The organism is Streptomyces sp. JJ36 (assembly GCF_021696945.1).
Taxonomy (GTDB): Bacteria; Actinomycetota; Actinomycetes; order Streptomycetales; family Streptomycetaceae; genus Streptomyces.
On sequence record NZ_JACYHE010000013.1, the window covers coordinates 18,903 to 35,419 of the forward strand.

General features: G+C 75.2%; 14 protein-coding genes and 1 riboswitch. Of the genes, 8 read left to right on the top strand and 6 right to left on the bottom strand.

The window, feature by feature from the left end; all coding sequences use genetic code 11:
- Positions 1–5: 5 nt before the first annotated feature.
- Positions 6–123: riboswitch (SAM riboswitch) on the top strand.
- Between the two features lie 237 nt (positions 124–360).
- On the top strand, positions 361–1,740 hold the full coding sequence (locus HOY81_RS07730) for an aminotransferase class V-fold PLP-dependent enzyme (RefSeq protein ID WP_237319481.1): 1,380 nt from the start codon (positions 361–363) through the stop codon (positions 1,738–1,740).
- Between the two features lie 36 nt (positions 1,741–1,776).
- Here the strand turns inward: HOY81_RS07730 and HOY81_RS07735 are convergent, their stop codons facing one another.
- Both HOY81_RS07735 and HOY81_RS07740 read right to left on the bottom strand, forming a co-directional pair.
- Positions 1,777–2,058 carry an Lrp/AsnC family transcriptional regulator gene (locus HOY81_RS07735; RefSeq protein WP_237319482.1) on the bottom strand — a complete coding sequence of 94 codons (282 nt, stop codon included), beginning with the start codon at positions 2,056–2,058 and terminating at the stop codon, positions 1,777–1,779.
- Entirely contained in the window at positions 2,055–2,783 is a 729-nt protein-coding gene (locus HOY81_RS07740; RefSeq protein WP_237319483.1) for a rhomboid family intramembrane serine protease, read from the bottom strand. The genes HOY81_RS07735 and HOY81_RS07740 overlap by 4 nt, the downstream gene beginning before the upstream one ends.
- Before the next feature lie 140 nt (positions 2,784–2,923).
- Between HOY81_RS07740 and HOY81_RS07745 the strand changes: the two genes are divergently transcribed.
- From HOY81_RS07745 to HOY81_RS07765, 5 genes are all read left to right on the top strand, one after another.
- Positions 2,924–3,163 carry a hypothetical protein gene (locus tag HOY81_RS07745; RefSeq protein ID WP_237319484.1) on the top strand — a complete coding sequence of 80 codons (240 nt, stop codon included), beginning with the start codon at positions 2,924–2,926 and terminating at the stop codon, positions 3,161–3,163.
- 21 nt (positions 3,164–3,184) lie between these two features.
- On the top strand, positions 3,185–4,543 hold the full coding sequence (locus tag HOY81_RS07750; protein ID WP_237319485.1) for an NYN domain-containing protein: 1,359 nt from the start codon (positions 3,185–3,187) through the stop codon (positions 4,541–4,543).
- Positions 4,544–4,839: 296 nt separating this feature from the next.
- Entirely contained in the window at positions 4,840–5,865 is a 1,026-nt protein-coding gene (locus HOY81_RS07755; protein ID WP_237319486.1) for an NlpC/P60 family protein, read from the top strand.
- Between the two features lie 196 nt (positions 5,866–6,061).
- A complete protein-coding gene (locus tag HOY81_RS07760; protein WP_237319487.1) occupies positions 6,062–7,087 on the top strand; it encodes an NlpC/P60 family protein in 1,026 nt (341 codons plus the stop codon).
- A gap of 21 nt (positions 7,088–7,108) precedes the next feature.
- Positions 7,109–8,356 (top strand): hypothetical protein, encoded by a 1,248-nt coding sequence (locus tag HOY81_RS07765; protein WP_237319488.1) that lies wholly within the window; start codon positions 7,109–7,111, stop codon positions 8,354–8,356.
- Here the strand turns inward: HOY81_RS07765 and HOY81_RS07770 are convergent.
- Complete coding sequence (locus HOY81_RS07770; RefSeq protein WP_237319489.1) at positions 8,313–9,596, bottom strand: glycosyltransferase family 87 protein; 1,284 nt, start codon at positions 9,594–9,596, stop codon at positions 8,313–8,315. The two genes, HOY81_RS07765 and HOY81_RS07770, sit on opposite strands and share 44 nt — an antisense overlap.
- A 146-nt stretch (positions 9,597–9,742) precedes the next feature.
- Between HOY81_RS07770 and HOY81_RS07775 the strand changes: the two genes are divergently transcribed.
- Positions 9,743–10,885 (top strand): glycosyltransferase family 4 protein, encoded by a 1,143-nt coding sequence (locus tag HOY81_RS07775; protein ID WP_237319490.1) that lies wholly within the window; start codon positions 9,743–9,745, stop codon positions 10,883–10,885.
- Positions 10,886–11,218: 333 nt separating this feature from the next.
- Positions 11,219–13,159, top strand: a complete 1,941-nt coding sequence (locus HOY81_RS07780) for an anthranilate synthase family protein (RefSeq protein WP_237319491.1) — start codon at positions 11,219–11,221, stop codon at positions 13,157–13,159.
- An 82-nt stretch (positions 13,160–13,241) separates the two neighbouring features.
- Here HOY81_RS07780 and HOY81_RS07785 read toward each other — a convergent pair whose 3' ends face one another.
- From HOY81_RS07785 to macS, 3 genes are all read right to left on the bottom strand, one after another.
- On the bottom strand, positions 13,242–14,270 hold the full coding sequence (locus tag HOY81_RS07785; RefSeq protein WP_237319492.1) for a 6-phosphofructokinase: 1,029 nt from the start codon (positions 14,268–14,270) through the stop codon (positions 13,242–13,244).
- A 134-nt stretch (positions 14,271–14,404) separates the two neighbouring features.
- The gene (locus tag HOY81_RS07790; protein ID WP_237319493.1) at positions 14,405–15,097 is read right to left on the bottom strand and encodes a response regulator transcription factor; all 693 of its coding nucleotides are present in this window, start codon (positions 15,095–15,097) and stop codon (positions 14,405–14,407) included.
- A complete protein-coding gene (gene macS, locus HOY81_RS07795) occupies positions 15,090–16,484 on the bottom strand; it encodes a MacS family sensor histidine kinase (RefSeq protein ID WP_237319494.1) in 1,395 nt (464 codons plus the stop codon). The genes HOY81_RS07790 and macS overlap by 8 nt, the downstream gene beginning before the upstream one ends.
- Positions 16,485–16,517 lie beyond the last annotated feature (33 nt).

Below are 16,517 nucleotides of genomic sequence, written 5' to 3' on the forward strand. Positions count from 1 at the left end.
GGGCAGGTCACGAGTGACAGCGATCAAGGCCCCGGCCCGCTGTCCGGCAACCCTCCGTCCGTGGCGGGGTGCCCCGGGTGATGACCGGGCCGCAGGCAGCGAGGTCTGCGGCAAGCGCGGATCCCTCGTCGGGCAGGGGTCCTGGTCCCCGAGGGAGTCTCGCGTGTCCCAGCACATGCCCTAGGCCCTGTCCGCCGGCCTCCGCGCCGACTTGACAGGGCCTCAGCGGTTTCGCGGCCGCAGTCTGCCGCCGCGCGCCCGGCACTCCTACCGTGAGGCCGGTTCCTCCCGTATGCCGCCCCGCCCGGCCGTCGTGGCGCGACCGCCCGGCGTGCCGCCCAGCCACCAGGAGACCTCGCCATGTCCGTGGACACGCTTCCCCTCACCGCCCACGTCACCGCCCACCTCTCGGGCCGCCCCTCCGCCGCCTCCCCCGGGACCGGCTCCACGTCCGCCGACACCCCGCTGCCCGTACTGGGCCGGGACGTCCGGGTCCCGCTCGCCGGGGGCGGGGACGCGCCGTACGCCGCACTCGACTACGCCGCCAGCGCCCCCGCACTCCAGCGGGTCTGGGACGACGTCGCCGCGTACGCTCCCTGTTACGGGAGCGTGCATCGCGGCGCCGGCCGGCTCTCGCAGCTCTCCACCGAGCTCTACGAGCAGAGCCGGGCCACCGTGGCCCGCTTCCTCGGCTGCCGCCCCGGCGACCAGGTGATCTTCACCCGCGCCACCACCGACTCCCTGAACCTGCTCGCCCACGTCCTGCCCGCGGACACCCGGGTCTTCGTCTTCGAGACCGAGCACCATGCCGCCCTGCTGCCCTGGCGGGACCACCGGACCCGCTGTCTGCCGGCGCCGCGCAGCCCGGAGCAGGCCGTCGCCGCCCTGGAGGCCGCGTTGCGCGCCGCGCCCGCCGGCCCCCGGCTGGTCTGCGTCACCGGAGCCTCCAACGTCACCGGCGAGATCTGGCCGGTGCGGGAGCTGGCCCGGGTCGCCCGCCGGCACGGCGCCCGCATCGTGCTGGACGCGGCTCAGCTCGCTCCCCATCACCCGGTCGACATCGCCGCGCTGGACGTGGACTGGGTCGCCCTCTCCGGACACAAGCTGTACGCCCCCTTCGGCGCCGGAGTGCTGGCCGGCCGGGCCGACTGGCCGGACGCCGCCCCGCCCTATCTGGCCGGCGGCGGCGCCGGCCGCCGGGTGGAGCGCGGCCCGGACGGGGGAGTGGCGGTCGAGTGGCACACCGGGCCCGCCCGGCACGAGGCCGGCTCCCCGAACGTGATCGGCGCCTACGCCCTCGCCTCCGCCTGCCGCGCGCTGGAGGCGGCCGGCTTCGACCGGCTGCTGCGCCGGGAGCAGCGGCTGCTCCGGGGGGTGCTGGACGGGCTGGCCGGGGTGCCCGGGGCCCGGGTGCTCTCGCTCTTCGGTGAGGAGCCCGGGCGGGCCGGACCGGCCGGGCGGGTCGGCGTGGTCTCCTTCGTGGCCGAGGGGCGGGACAGCGCGGAGCTCGCGGAGGCGCTGTCGGCGGAGTACGGCATCGGGGCGCGGGCCGGTCTGTTCTGCGCCCATCCGCTGCTGCGGGTGCTGCTGGGCGGGGCGCCGGCCGGGCCGGACACGTGCGGAGCGGCCGGCGCCCCGATGAACGCCGTGCGGGTCAGCTTCGGCGCCGGCACCCCCGACGAGCACGTGGACCGTCTCCTCACGGCCGTCCGCGCGCTGGTCCGGAGCCCCCGCGGCTGACGGGGCCGGGCGTCCCGGCCGGGGAGGCCGCCGCTGTCAGGCGTCCAGGCCGATGGCGAACGCCGCCTCCAGGTCGTGCTGCGAGTACGTGCGGAAGGCGATGTGCGTCTCGGTGTGCAGGACCCCCGGCACCTTGCTGATCCGCCCCGGGATCACATCGGCCAGATCGTCGTGCTGCGCCACCCGCACCATGGCGATCAGGTCGTAGGCACCGGTCACGGAGTACACCTCGCTCACGCCCTCGAGGGCGGCGATCTGCTCGGCGATCTCGGGGATGCGGTCGGTGCTGGTCTTGATGAGCACGATCGAGGTGATCACGAGGAGATCCCTTCATCGGGGGTGGCGGAGCGACAGCGGAGCCACGCGTAGAGGAAGCCGACCATGAAGCCTACGACGTGGGCAAGGTAGGCGATCCCCGGCCCGTCCGTGTCGTGCCGGGCGGCCGCCCACTGCAGCACCAGCCAGAAGACCAGCACCGCCCAGGCCGGGAAGCGCAGCGGCAGGAACCAGAGGAAGGGCAGGACGCTGGTGACGCGGGCGGTCGGGAAGAGGTAGAGGAAGGCCCCGAGGACTCCGGAGATCGCCCCGGAGGCCCCGATCAGCGGCTCGGCCGAATCCGGGTGTGCGGCGGCATAGCACAGCAGGGCCAGGTAGCCGACAATGACGTAGAAGAAGAGGAAACGGAACGGGCCCAGCCGCCGCTCGACCAGGTCCCCGAAGACGAACAGGAAGAGCAGGTTCCCGAGCAGGTGCAGCCAGCCGCCGTGCAGGAAGAGGGCGGTGAACGGGGTGAGCAGCGGCCGGGCCGCGCCGCTCCACAGCGCGCGCGGCAGCACCCCCCAGTGCTGGAAGTACGCGGCCTGTTCGCGGTGGAGCGCCGCCCCGCCGTCGTGCGCCGGCACCGGTCCGGACGCCGGGCCCAGCAGGAAGACCAGGGCGCAGACCCCGATGAGGGCGTAGGTCGTCACCGGGTGCGGCGCGGGGTGAGCGGCCGTGGAGCGGGTAACGGTGCGGTGAGGCGGGCGGGTGCCGGAGCCGTGCATGAGCGGATGATGACGGCTCGGCCACGGTGCACGCTCGCCGACACACGCGGTGGTGGCCGGGCCGTAGGGTGACCCGGTGTGCTCCCGCGAGGACGAAGCGGTACAGGTGCCCGAGGCGATGTGAAGGAGTGGACGACACCATGACGGTTCCCCAGCCCACGGCCGAGACCCGGTGGCGCTGCACGCTCTGCGGCAATCTCACCCGGTTCGACGTGAAGCGCTCCAGCCAGGTGGTGGAGTACGTCCATCTGGACCTGGCGGGTGACGCGCGGGTCGAGGAGCAGGACGTGCTCAGTGAGACCATCGAGTCCGTGCGCTGCCGGTGGTGCGACTCCGTGGACCAGATCGAGCTGGTGGACCGGCCCGGCGCACAGGTCTGACGGAACGGGCAGGTGTGAGCGGTGGCGGACAGTGCGAACGGTGACCGCGCGACGGAGCGCGGGACGCCGGACGAGGCGCTCGACCGTCCCCTGCCCGAGAAGGTGCGCCGCCGGGTCGTCACGCTGGCAGGCGAGGCGCTCGGCGGCCTCACCATGGCGGAACTGCCGCTGCCGCTGCGGCAGTACGCCCGCTTCACCCCGCAGCGCCGGGCGAAGTTCGGCGGCAACGCCATCGCCGCGGCGCTGGAGAACGACGCGGTCTTCCGGCAGCGCATCGCCGGCCGGCTGCGGGAGACGCTGCCGGAACTGGCGGAGGCGCTGGAGTCCGGCAGCCCGCCGCCCGCCGCCGACCCGGTCGAGGTGGCGGCCGTGGCCTATGTGCTGCGCCCGGACGGCTGGCCCAAGCTGGTGCTGGCCGCGGGCGAGGAGGCCGCCAGGGCGCAGGCGGAGCGCGCCGGTGAGGAGACCCAGCGCGAGCTGACCGCGCTGCGGGAGGAGCTGGCCCGTACCCGCTCGGCGGCACGGGACGAGGCCGAGCGGGCCCGGGCCGACCAGGAGGCCGCGCGCAAGGAGCTGGAGGCGGTGCAGCGGAGACTGCGCAGCGCCCAGAGCGACGTCAAGCGGGGCGAGGCGGCGCTGCGCAAGCTCCGGGCGGAGCTGGAGTCGGTGCGGGACTCGGCCGCAACGGAGAAGGCCGCCGCCGACAAGGACGTACGGCGGCTGCGGACCCGGCTGGCCGAGGCGGAGTCGGCGCTGGAAGCGGGCCGCAGGGCGGCGCGCGAGGGACGCAGCCTCGAGGACATGCGGGTGCGGCTGCTGCTGGACACGGTGCTGGACGCGGCGCAGGGGCTGCGCCGGGAACTGGCGGTGCCGCCCTCCGAGGTACGGCCGGCCGACACCGTGGAGGCGGTGGAGCCCGGCCGCATGAGCCCCAAGGACCTGGCGGCGCGCGGGCTTTCGGAGACGGACCCGGCGCGGCTGGACCAGTTGCTGTCGCTGCCGCAGACGCATCTGGTGGTGGACGGCTACAACGTCACCAAGACGGGTTATCCGACTCTGCCGCTGGAGAAGCAGCGGCTCCGGCTGCTCGGCGGGCTGGCCGGACTCGCCGCGCAGAGCGGCGCCGAGGTGACCTGTGTCTTCGACGGCGCGGAGCTGGCCGCGCCGGTGCTGCTGGCGCCGCCCCGCGGGGTGCGGGTGCTGTTCAGCAAACCGGGCCAGACCGCGGACGAGTTGATCCGGCAACTGGTGCGTGCGGAGCCCGCGGGGCGCCCGGTGGTGGTGGTCTCCTCGGACCGGGAGGTCGCCGACGGTTGCGCGGCCGCCGGGGCCCGTCCGGTCGCCTCCGCGCTGCTGCTCAAGCGACTTGCCCGATCCTGACCATTGCTCCCGCTTGCCCGTATTGCTCCTACGGAGCGTCAAGTGATGGTTGCTGCCCGTGGGATGAGGGTAAAGAAAGTGGTCTGCGGGCCGGTTTTTTCCCGGAGGGATTTGATCCGATCAGATGCGCGTGGCTAGTGTCTGGGCTCGAACCTCCGCGCGTTTGATCACTCAACCGGGGTGACAGCGGGGGTACCGCCTAGTTCTGCCGAATCGGTCCCGTCAGCCGGGCACCGGTGACGCGGAGCCGGAGTGAACCGACCGGCAGGCGGCTGAGGAAGAAGGAGCTCGCCCCAGTGGCGTCCCACCGTCGTCCCAAGCAGCCGAGCCGCGCTCGCGTGTCCGTGCTCACGGCGACCGCAGCCGCTGCCGTCGCCATGACCTCGCAGACCGCGCAGGCCGACGACCCCTCCAAGGAGGAGGTCAAGGCCAAGGTCGACAAGCTCTACGAGGACGCGGAAGCGGCGACCGAGAAGTACAACGGCGCCAAGGAGAAGCAGGAGAAACTGCAGAAGCAGGTCGGCAATCTCCAGGACAGCGTCGCGCGCGGACAGGCCGATCTGAACGAGCTGCGCGACGGCCTCGGTTCGATGGCCACCGCCCAGTACCGCAACGGGGGCATGGACCCCTCGCTGCAGCTCTTCCTCTCCTCCGACCCGGACAGCTATCTCGACAAGGCGTCCACCCTGGACCAGCTCAGCGCCAAGCAGAGCGAGGCGCTGGAGAAGATCCAGGGAAAGCAGCGCAGCCTCGCCCAGAAGCGTGAGGAGGCCAAGGACAAGCTCGCCGACCTGGCCGAGACCCGCAAGGAACTGGGCGCCAAGAAGAAGAAGATCCAGGGCAAGCTCTCCGAGGCCCGGGAACTGCTCAACACCCTGACCGCGCGGGAACGCGCCGCCCTCGCCGCCGAGGAGGAGCGCGCCAACCGCGCCGCCTCCGACCGCGTGGACCTGGGCAGCGACGTGCCCGCCTCGCAGCGGGCCTCCGCCGCGCTGAGCGCCGCCCAGGGCAAGATCGGCTCGCCCTACGTCTGGGGCGCCACCGGCCCGAACTCCTTCGACTGCTCCGGCCTCACCTCCTGGGCGTACGCACAGGCGGGCGTCTCGCTGCCGCGCACCTCGCAGGCGCAGGCGAGCGCCGGCACGCGGGTCGGCCGCAGCGCCCTGCAACCGGGCGACCTGGTGCTCTTCTACAGCGACCTGCACCACATCGGTCTCTACGCGGGCAACGGCCAGATCCTGCACGCCCCGAAGCCGGGCGCCAGCGTGCGCTACGAGTCGATCAACAACATGCCCTTCATGTTCGGGGTGCGCGTCGGCTGAGCGTGGCCAAACGTCCTTCGTCCGGGTGATTCCGGGCGGCCCCAACCGAGTTGGTTCCCCGTCGGTGACCTGCGTCATCGACGGGGAAGTCGTATCTGCGTACGGATCGAGTCCCGGGCCACGGTCCTTGGACGCTGCGTAGTCACACGGCTACATTCTGCCGGGCAGTTCGCCTAGCGGAAGGAGCGCGCCTCCTGTGGCCTCGCACCGATCTTCCCGACGTCCCGCACCGGCCTCCGGCTGGACGGGACGCGTCACCGTGCTCACCGCCGCGGCGAGCGCCGCCGCGGCACTCGCCGCCGTGCCCGCGGGCGCGGAGCCCGACAGCGGGGAGCGGGGGAGGGTGGCCGCCCGGGTCGACCGGCTCTACACCGAGGCCGAGCGCGCCACCGAGAAGTACAACGCCGCCGCGGAACGGGTCGAGCGGCTCCAGGACCGCATCGGCCGGGTGCAGGACCGCGCCGCCCGAGGACAGGCCGAGGTCAACCGGCTGCGTGGCGCCCTCGGCGCGGCCGCCGGTGCACAGTACCGCTCCGGCGGCATCGACCCCGGGCTGCTGCTGATGCTCTCCGAGGACCCGGACGGCTATCTGGCGAAGGCGGCCACGCTGGACCGCATCAGCGCCCGGCAGACCGGCAGGCTGAAGGAGCTGCGGGACGCCCGCCGGTCCCTGGAGCAGTACCGCACCGAGGCGGCGCGTCGCCTCGGCGAGCTGGAGCGGCGCCGTGCCGAGCTGCGGAAGCACAAGAGCACCGTGCAGCGGAAGCTCGACGCCGCCCGCCGGCTGCTGGAGCGGCTCACTCCGCGGGAGCGGGCGGCCCGTGACCGTGCCTCCCGGGGCGAGCAGCGGGACGTGGTGCCGGCCGCGGCGGTCTCCGGCCGCTCCGCCGCGGCGGTGGCAGCGGTCCGGCGGGCGCTCGGCGCACCGTACGGCTGGGGCCAGGCCGGCCCGCACAGCTTCGACTGCTCCGGGCTGACGCAGTGGGCGTACGCCCAGGCCGGGGTGGCACTGCCACGCACCTCGCAGGCCCAGGCGGGCGTCGGGCAGCGGGTGCCGCTGAGTGCGGCGAGACCGGGCGACCTGGTCTTCTACCGCGCCGACGCCAGCCATGTGGCCATGTACGTGGGGAACGGCCAGGTCGTCCACGCCCCGTATCCGGGCGCCGCCGTCCGCCACGACCCGGTCGGGATGATGCCCGTCTCCGCGGTGACCCGGCCCTGACCGCCCCGTACGATCCCTCGTGTGGGTGAGTATGGGCGACGGTGGCCGCAGGCGCTCGCCGCAGTGCTGCTCCTCGCCCTGCTCGCGGCCCTCGGTGGTGGCGCAGGCCCGCCCGGCGAGCGGCGGACCGCCCACGACGCGGTGCGCGCGCTGCTCGACACGCAGGCCGCGGCCGTCCACGCCGGGGACGCGGAGCGCTATCTCTCCCACGTCGATCCCGCGGCCCCCCGCTATCGCGCCGCGCAGCAGCGGGCCTTCCGGAACCTCGGCGCCCTCCCGCTCGCCGAGTGGTCCTACGAGATCACCGGCCTGCGCCTGGACGGCGGCCGTGCCGCGGCGGAGGTGCGGCTGCGGCACCGGCTGCGCGGCTACGACCGGGCGCCCCGGACCAGCGTGGAGAAGCTGGACCTGGTCCGCCGCGACGGACGCTGGTACGTCGCCGGGGAACGCCGCGGCAGTGCGCGGCAGCTCTGGGAACAGGGCCGGGTGACGACGGTGCGGGGCAGCCGCAGCCTGGTGCTGAGCACCCTCGCGGACCGGAAGGTGCTGCGCGGCGTCGCCCGGGCCGCCGACCGTGCCGTGCCCGCCGTCTCCGCCGCCTGGCCGCGTCCCTGGCCGGAGCGGCTGGTGGTGCTGGTCCCCGCCTCGGTGCGCGGCATGGGGGAGCTGCTCGGCGCGTCCGCCGACGCCTACGCCGGGATCGCGGCGGTGACCAGCAGCCAGAGCGCCGGCCGGCGGGCCTCCGGCGGCGGCCCGGGCCGGGCGGCGCCCGCCGACCGCGTCGTGGTGAACCCGGAGGCGTACGGGCTGCTCAGCCGGGAGGGCCGGCAGGTCGTCATGACCCATGAGACGACCCATGTCGCCGCCCGCTCCCACACCACAGCCGCGACCCCGCTGTGGCTCTCCGAGGGGCTGGCCGACTGGTTCGGCTACCGCGGGACCGGCCGCCCGGCCCGGCAGGCCGCCCCGGAGCTGGCCCGCGCGGTGTACGCGGAGCGGATTCCGCGCGCCCTGCCCACCGACGAGGACTTCGGCTTTGACAACGGTGCCGCCGTCCTTGCCCGCGCCTACGAGGGGAGCTGGCTGGCCTGCCGCATGATCGCCGAACGCTGGGGCGAGCGGGCGCTGATGACGCTCTACACGGCCGTCGGGCGGCACGCCGACGGGGGCCCGAAGACCACCGACCGGGCGTTGCGTGCGGTACTCGGCGTCGGCACCCGGGAGTTCACCGCGCAGTGGCGCGGCTATCTCCGCTCCGAGCTCGGCTGACCCCGGTCCCGGCCCGGCAGGGCGGCGCCGCGGCCGGCACCGCCGCCTCCGCCCGGTCCGTCACGCGCGGCTCGGTCACCGTGTCCCGCCACAGCCGCCGGCAGGCCAGCACACAGGCCGCCACCAGCAGCCCGTTGCGCACCACCAGCAGCGCGATGCCCAGCATGTCGCTGGTCACCACGTGCCCGAACCACACCGGGAACTCCAGCAGCGTCACCCCGGTGGCCGCGAGCACCAGCAGCGCCGGCGGGGTCATGCGGCTCGTCCGCAGCACCAGACACACCGCCGCCAGCCCGACCAGCCACACCATGTACTGCGGGCTGATGACGCGGCTGGTGGCCGTGAAGAGCAGCACGGCGGTGAACGCCGCCTCCGCGGGCGTGCTCCCGCTCCACCGTCGCGCCCGCAGCCGCCAACTCAGCAGCCACACGCCGGCCAGCACCGACAGCGCCAGCGCCACGTCGCTCACCACGGACACGTACGGGCCCAGGAACTCCATCGAGCCGTAGTGCAGCAGCACCTGGCCTTCCCAGCCGAAGTGCCGCGCGACATGGAAGACCAGCGCGCCCAGGGACTCCACCTCGGTACCCCGTTCCCCCTGGAAGGTGAGGAACGCCCAGGCGCCCGGCATCGCCACACCGAAGGCGAGGGCGAGCAGACCGCCGGTCACCGCGGCCGCGGTCCAGGCGGTCCGTGCCGGACGTCCCCGCGGGATGCCGAGCAGCAGCAGCGCCGGCCACACCTTCAGCAGCGCCCCGAACCCCGCCAGCACCCCCGCGGCCCGCGGCCGGTGGGCCGCCGTCAGCAGCGCGGCGACCGCGAGAGCCGTGACCAGCACGTCGTAGCGGGCGTAGGCCGTCGGCCCCAGCAGCGGCACCCCGGCCACCCAGCACCAGGCCCCCGCGGCCCGTCCGTCCGGGCGCCGCCCGGCGCGGAGCAGCAGGCCGAAGGTGACCGCGTCGGCCACGCAGGCCAGCACGAAGAAGGCGGCCGGGTAGTCGAGGAAGGGCAGCGCCCGCGGGGCCAGCACCGGCAGCGCCGCGGCCGGCGGGTACTGCCAGGAGACGTCGTCCTGGGGGAAGGTCCCCCGGCTCAGCACCTCGGACCAGCCCTGGTAGATGACCCGGACGTCGCTGGTGACGTCGGGGCCGGGCAGGGTGAACACCTGGAAGACGCACAGCAGCAGCGCGACACGGGTGACGGTCCAGACGGCGGTCGCGGCGGCTGTGGTCGAGCGCATCCCCCGACAGTACCCGCCGCCCCGCCGCGGCTCCGCCCGCGCTTCCGGGCCCGGAAGCGCCGCCGGCCGGCAGCGTCCCGTGGCACCGTGGGCGCCGGCCGGCGCCTGACAGGCGCTAGTGTCGTGCGGCGATGCACAGGAGGGCCATGCGCAAGACGCTCATCGTCACCAACGACTTCCCGCCCCGGCCGGGCGGCATCCAGGCGTTCCTGCACAGCATGGCGCTCCGCCTGGACCCGGAGCAGGTCGTCGTCTACGCCTCCTCCTGGAAACCCGGCCGGGAGGGCGCCGAGGCCACCGCCCGCTTCGACGCCGAACAGCCCTTCCCCGTGGTACGGGACCGCACCACCATGCTGCTGCCCACCCCGCGGGTGCGCCGGCGGGCCGTGGCGTTGCTGCGGGAGCACGGCTGCCGGGCGGTCTGGTTCGGCGCGGCCGCACCGCTCGGCCTGCTGGCCCCGGCACTGCGCGCGGCCGGCGCGGAGCGCCTGGTGGCCACCACCCACGGGCACGAGGCGGCCTGGGCCCAGCTTCCCGCCGCCCGGCGGCTGCTGCGGCGCATCGGCGCGCACACGGACACCGTGACCTATCTCGGCGAGTACACCCGGCGGCGGATCGCCGGCGCGCTGACCCCGGCCGCCGCGGCACGCATGGTGCAACTGCCGCCCGGTGTGGACGAGAAGACCTTCCACCCCGGCTCCGGGGGCGCGGAGGTACGGGAACGGCTCGGGCTGCGCGACCACCCGGTGGTGGTGTGCGTCTCCCGGCTGGTGCCGCGGAAGGGGCAGGACACCCTCATCGCCGCCCTGCCCCGCATCCGGGAGGAGGTGCCGGACGCCGTGCTGCTGATCGTCGGCGGCGGCCCGTACCGCGGCGAGCTGGAGCGCCTGGCCGCCCGCGCGGGGGTCGCGGACGCCGTCCGCTTCACCGGGGCGGTGCCCTGGGAGGAGCTGCCCGCGCACTTCGGCGCCGGGGACGTCTTCGCCATGCCCTGCCGCACCCGGCGTGGCGGGCTGGACGTGGAGGGACTGGGCATCGTCTACCTGGAGGCCTCGGCCACGGGGCTGCCCGTGGTCGCCGGGGACTCCGGCGGCGCCCCGGACGCGGTGCTGCACGGCGAGACGGGGTGGGTCGTACGGGGCGGTGCGCCCGAGGAGGCCGCCGAGCGGATCGTGCCGCTGCTGCGGGATCCCGCACTGCGCGCGCGGACGGGGGCCCGCGGGCGCGCCTGGGTCGAGGAGCGCTGGCGCTGGGACCTGCTCGCCGACCGGCTCCGCGCGCTGCTGTAGCGGGAGCCCGGCCGGCACGCCGCCCGCCGGACCCGAGCGCCTGCCCGGCCGTACGGCGCCCGCGCGCGGTCCGTGCGGCCCCGGGGCCCGGTGCGCCGTACGCCCGGGCCCGCCCGGGGTGCGGTAGGGTGCCGCTCATGTTCGCGCAGCAGACCCGTACCTGGTGGTGGACCGCTCCTCCGGCGGCCCCCTGACTGCGCGCGCTCCCAGCAGACACCGAAGGCCGCCCGAGGGCGGCCTTCGGTGCGTTCCGGGCCGTTCCTCCGCCGCATCGGGCGTCCCGAGAGCCGCCGGCAGTCACGCGCACCGCCGGCCGGAAAGGAACCCCGCACCATGACCCCACCGCACACGCCTCCCTCCGCCCGCCCGCCCGCACGTCCTCCCGAGGAGCCGTCCGCGAGCGATGTGCTGGGCCGCCTGGCCGCCGGCACCCGCCCCTTCGCGCTGCTCCGCCGCCGCACCCCCGGCCGTAACCCGGACACCGTCGAGGTGCTGGCCGGCGAGGTGCACGAGGCCGCACGCCTCGCCGACCTGCCGGTGGACGGGCCGCACGGCCTCGGCGCCCTGGCGCTGGTCCCGTTCCGGCAGATCCGGGAACGCGGGTTCGACGCCCGCGACGACGGCACCCCGCTGACCGTGCTGGTGCCCGGGGAACGCGGCGAACTGCCCCTCGCGGACGCGCTGGACGCCCTCCCGGACCACCGGGTCACCGTCGCGGACGGGGACTTCGACGTCTCCGACGCGGCCTACGCGCAGACCGTGCGCCGTGTGCTGCGGGACGAGATCGGCACCGGAGAGGGCGCCGACTTCGTGATCCGGCGCGACTACCGGGGCACCCTCCCCGGCTTCTCCCGCGCGGACGCGCTGGCTCTCTTCCGGCGGCTGCTGGTGCAGGAGCAGGGCGCGTACTGGACGTTCGTCGTGCACACCGGCGACCGGGTGCTGGTGGGCGCCGGCCCCGAGGTGCACGTGCGGATGAGCGGCGGCACCGTGGTGATGAACCCCATCAGCGGCACCTACCGCTACCCGCCGGAGGGCCCCACTCCCGAGGGGTTGCTGGACTTCCTCGGCGACCCCAAGGAGACCGAGGAGCTCTCCATGGTGGTCGACGAGGAGCTCAAGATGATGAGCGTCATCGGGGACCGCGGCGGGGTGGTCGTCGGGCCCCGGCTGAAGGAGATGGCGCACCTCGCGCACACCGAGTACGAACTGCGCGGCCGGAGCACCCTCGACGTGCGCGAGGTGCTCCGGGAGACGATGTTCGCCGCGACGGTCACCGGCTCGCCGGTGGAGAACGCCTGCCGGGTCATCCGCCGCCACGAGCCCGGCGGCCGCGGCTACTACGCCGGAGCCCTGGCCCTGCTCGGCCGGGACGCCGGCGGCGCGCAGACCCTGGACTCGCCCATCCTCATCCGCACCGCGGACGTCGACGTGGCCACCGGGCGGTTCCGGGTGCCGGTCGGGGCCACGCTGGTCCGCGGCTCGGACCCGGCCTCCGAGGTCGCCGAGACGCACGCCAAGGCCGCCGGGGTGCTCACCGCGCTGGGCGTACGGGAGGCGCCCGGGCACCGGGAGCGGCACCGACCGCGGCTCGCCGCCGACCCCCGGGTGCAGGAGGCGCTGGAGGCACGCCGCGCGGGCCTCGCCCCCTTCTGGCTGCGCCTCCAGGAGCCGTCCGCCGCGCCGCACGGGCACGCCCTGGTGGTGGACGCCGGGGACACCTTCACCTCGATGCTCGCCCACCTGCTGCGGGTCTGCGGATACGCCGTGACCGTACGCCGGCACGACGAGCCCGGCGTGCGGGAGGCGGCCCTCGGGCACCGGGGCCCGGTGGTGCTGGGACCCGGACCGGGCGATCCGCGGGACACCGCCGAACCCCGGATGCGGCTGCTCCGTGGGCTGGCACGGGAACTGCTCGCCGGGCACCGGCACGGGCTGCTGGGAGTGTGTCTGGGGCACGAGCTGATCGCCGCCGAGCTCGGTCTGGAACTGGTCCGCACGGCGCGGCCCCGCCAGGGCGCGCAGGAGCGCATCGACCTCTTCGGCCGGCCGGAGACGGTCGGCTTCTACAGCTCCTGGACCGCCCGCTGCGGCGACGCCGAGGCCACCGAGCTCGCCCTGCACCGCGTCGAGGTGAGCCGGGACCCGGGGACCGGCGCGGTGCACGCCCTGCGCGGCCCCGGGTTCGCGGGCGTGCAGTTCCACCCCGAGTCGGTGCTCTCGCTGAACGGCACCACGGTCACCGCCGAGCTGCTGGCCGGCGTCCTGGTGTGACCGCTGTGCCCGGCACCGCCGCGGTGCGTGGTGCCGGGCGGCGGGCACGGCGCCGCGGGCCCGCGGCGCCGTGCCCGGGGCGTCAGCCGAAGAAGACGCTGACCTCCTGGTAGAGCTCGGGCGGCACGGTCTTGATCCCGTCGGTGGCCTCCGCGAGCGGCACCCGGACGACCTCCGTGCCGCGCAGGGCCACCATGCTGCCCCACGCCTGGTCGTGCACCGCCTCGATCGCGTGCAGGCCGAAGCGGGTCGCCAGCCAGCGGTCGAAGGCGCTCGGGGTGCCGCCGCGCTGGGTGTGCCCCAGCACGGTGGTACGGGCCTCTTTGCCGGTGCGCTGCTCGATCTCCTTGGCCAGCCACTCGCCGACGCCGGAGAGCCGCACATGCCCGAAGGAGTCCAGCGAGTCGTCCTTGAGCACCATCGTCCCGTCCCGCGGTACGGCGCCCTCCGCGACCACCACGATCGGCGCGTAGCTCGCCTTGAAGCGGGACTCGACGTAGTCGCAGACCCGCTCCACGTCGAACGGCTGCTCGGGGATGAGGATGCAGTTGGCGCCGCCCGCGAGGCCGGAGTGGAGCGCGATCCAGCCCGCGTGCCGGCCCATCACCTCCACCACCAGGACCCGCATGTGGGACTCCGCGGTGGTGTGCAGGCGGTCGATGGCCTCCGTCGCGACGTGCACGGCGGTGTCGAAGCCGAAGGTGTAGTCGGTGGCGCAGAGGTCGTTGTCGATGGTCTTGGGGACGCCGACGCAGCGCAGCCCGTGCTCCTCGGTGAGCCGCGCGGCGACGCCGAGGGTGTCCTCGCCGCCGATCGCGATGAGCGCGTCCACCTCGAACTTGGCGAGGTTCTCCTCGATGAGCCGGACGCCGTTCTCCACGGAGAACGGGTTCGTCCGGGAGGAGCCCAGAATGGTGCCGCCGCGCGGCAGCGTGCCGCGCACCGCCGGGATGTCGAGCTGCACGGCGTCGCCTTCCAGCGGACCGCGCCAACCGTCCCGGAAGCCGGTGAACCGGTAGTCGTACTCCTGGACGCCCTTGCGGACCACGGCCCGCATGACCGCGTTGAGACCGGGGCAGTCGCCGCCGCCGGTCAGCACTCCGACCCGCATCGGATCTCCCTTCTCCGTGGGCCAACGCGCCCACGCTAACGGTGATCCAGGTCACAGTGGATGCCCCGAACGCGCCGAATCGCGGCGACGCGCCGAGCCCACCCGTACGAGTGATGACCGGCGGGCTCCGGCCGTCAGTCGTCCAGGCCCCGCTCTATGGCATAGCGCACCAGCTCCACGCGGTTGTGGAGCTGGAGCTTGCCCAGGGTGTTCTGCACGTGGTTCTGCACCGTGCGGTGGGAGATCACCAGACGCTGGGCGATCTGCTTGTAGCTCAGGCCCTTGGCGACCAGCCGCAGCACCTCCGTCTCCCGCTCCGTGAGGTGCGGCACCCCCGGCTCGTCCGGCTCCGCGGGGGCCGGCTCCGTCGCCAGCCGGCGGTACTCGCCCAGCACCAGGCCCGCCAGCCCCGGCGTGAACACCGGGTCGCCGGCGGCCGTGCGGCGCACCGCGTCCAGCAGTTCCCCGGGTCCGGCCGACTTCACCAGATAGCCGGTGGCGCCCGACTTCACCGCCTCCAGCACGTCCGCGTGCTCGCCGCTCGCGGAGAGCACCAGCACCCGGGGCGCCGACTCCCCGCCCACGAGCTGCCGGCACACCTCCACGCCCGGCAGCTCCGGCAGATTGAGGTCCAGCACCAGCACGTCCGGGGTGGTCGCCCGGGCGCGGCGGACCGCCTGCCGCCCGTCGCCCGCGGTCGCCACCACCTCGAACCCGGCCGCCGTCAGGTCGCGGGCCACCGCGTCCCGCCACATCGGATGGTCGTCCACCACCATCACCCGCAGCGGCCGCCCCCCGGCCTCCGGGAGCCGTTCCCCGTCAGTCATCCGACACCCCTCCGTCCCGCGGTCCGTCCTGCGGCGCCCCTCCGTCCTTCGGCACCCGCAGCTCCACTTCCGTCCCCTGCCCCGGCACCGAGACCAGCGCCGCCGTGCCGCCGAGCTCCCGCAGCCGGCCGCGGATGGAGAGCGCCACGCCCATCCGCCCCTCCGCCTCCGCGGCGGCGAGCCGGCCCTCCGGGATGCCCGGCCCGTCGTCCCGCACGGTCACCAGCACGGCGTCCGGCTCGTCCTCCAGCAGGATCCAGGCGTGCGCGTCCTCGCCGGCGTGCCGCCGCACATTGTCCAGGGCGGCTCCGACGGCCGCCGCCGTCTCGCGCGCCGCCGCCGCGGGCAGCAGCACCGGCGCGCCCGGCTCGGCGAAGGTCACCCGGGACCCGGCGTGACCGCCGAGCAGCGTGCGCAGGTCGGTGAGCCGGGCGCCGTCGCCCTCCTCGCCCGCGCCGGGGGCGGTGTCCGTGCGGCCCCCGCCGGTCGTCCGCCCGGGGTGCGGCCTCCCGGTACCGTCCGCGGCGCCCTCCCCGGCGGCGCCCCGGCCACCCGTACGGGCCGGCGCCGTCGCCGCTGCCGACGGCTCCGCCCTGCCCGCCCGGCCGGAGCGCCGCCGGCGCCGCGCATCCCGTCGGGAGCCCGTGCCGCCGTCCGGCGCCCGGGGAGCGGGCACCGGGCCGGAGGAGACCAGCGTGCGCAGCGCCACCTCCTGCTCCCCGGCCAGCCGGCCCAGCTCGGCGGCCTCGCCGCCCAGCGCGGTGCCGCGCCGCTGCACCATGGCCAGCACCTGGAGGACGCTGTCGTGGATGTCCCGGGCCAGCCGCTCCCGCTCCCGGGTGGCCGCCTCGATCTGCAGCGCGCGGGCCAGCGTACGTTCACTCGCCCGGGCGACCTCGATGACATAGCCGATGGCGATGCTGGCGACGCAGACGAGCAGCACGTTGTGCACCGTGTCCCGGGACCAGCTTCCGCGCTGCACCAGATTGGCCACGCCCACCGCGACCGAAGCCCAGGCGCCCCAGCGCCAGCCGCCCTTGATGGCACAGCCGAGCACGGCGCCGGCGGTCCAGATCGTCGGCAGCGTGCTGGCGCCGCCCTCGATGCGCTCCGCGGTCTCCACGTAGCGGGTCAGCACCACGCCGGTCAGCGCCAGCGTCAGTTCGGCGGCGAGGAAGGGGAGCGTGCAGCGGGCCGCGGACAGCACCCGGTTCCAGGTGGCCAGCGTCCACACCACCAGGACCGCGAGGTAGGCCACGGCGATCCGCGGGTGCGCGTACTCGTCGTACGCCAGGACGCACAGCCCGGCCGCGTAGCACATGGTCAGCAGGCGGTAGCCGGTCAGCGCCCGCCACAGCGGCTGCTCGACCGAGATCCTCGCGGCCACCCGTCCCCTCCGTTCGTCCCCCGGCGCGTGCGG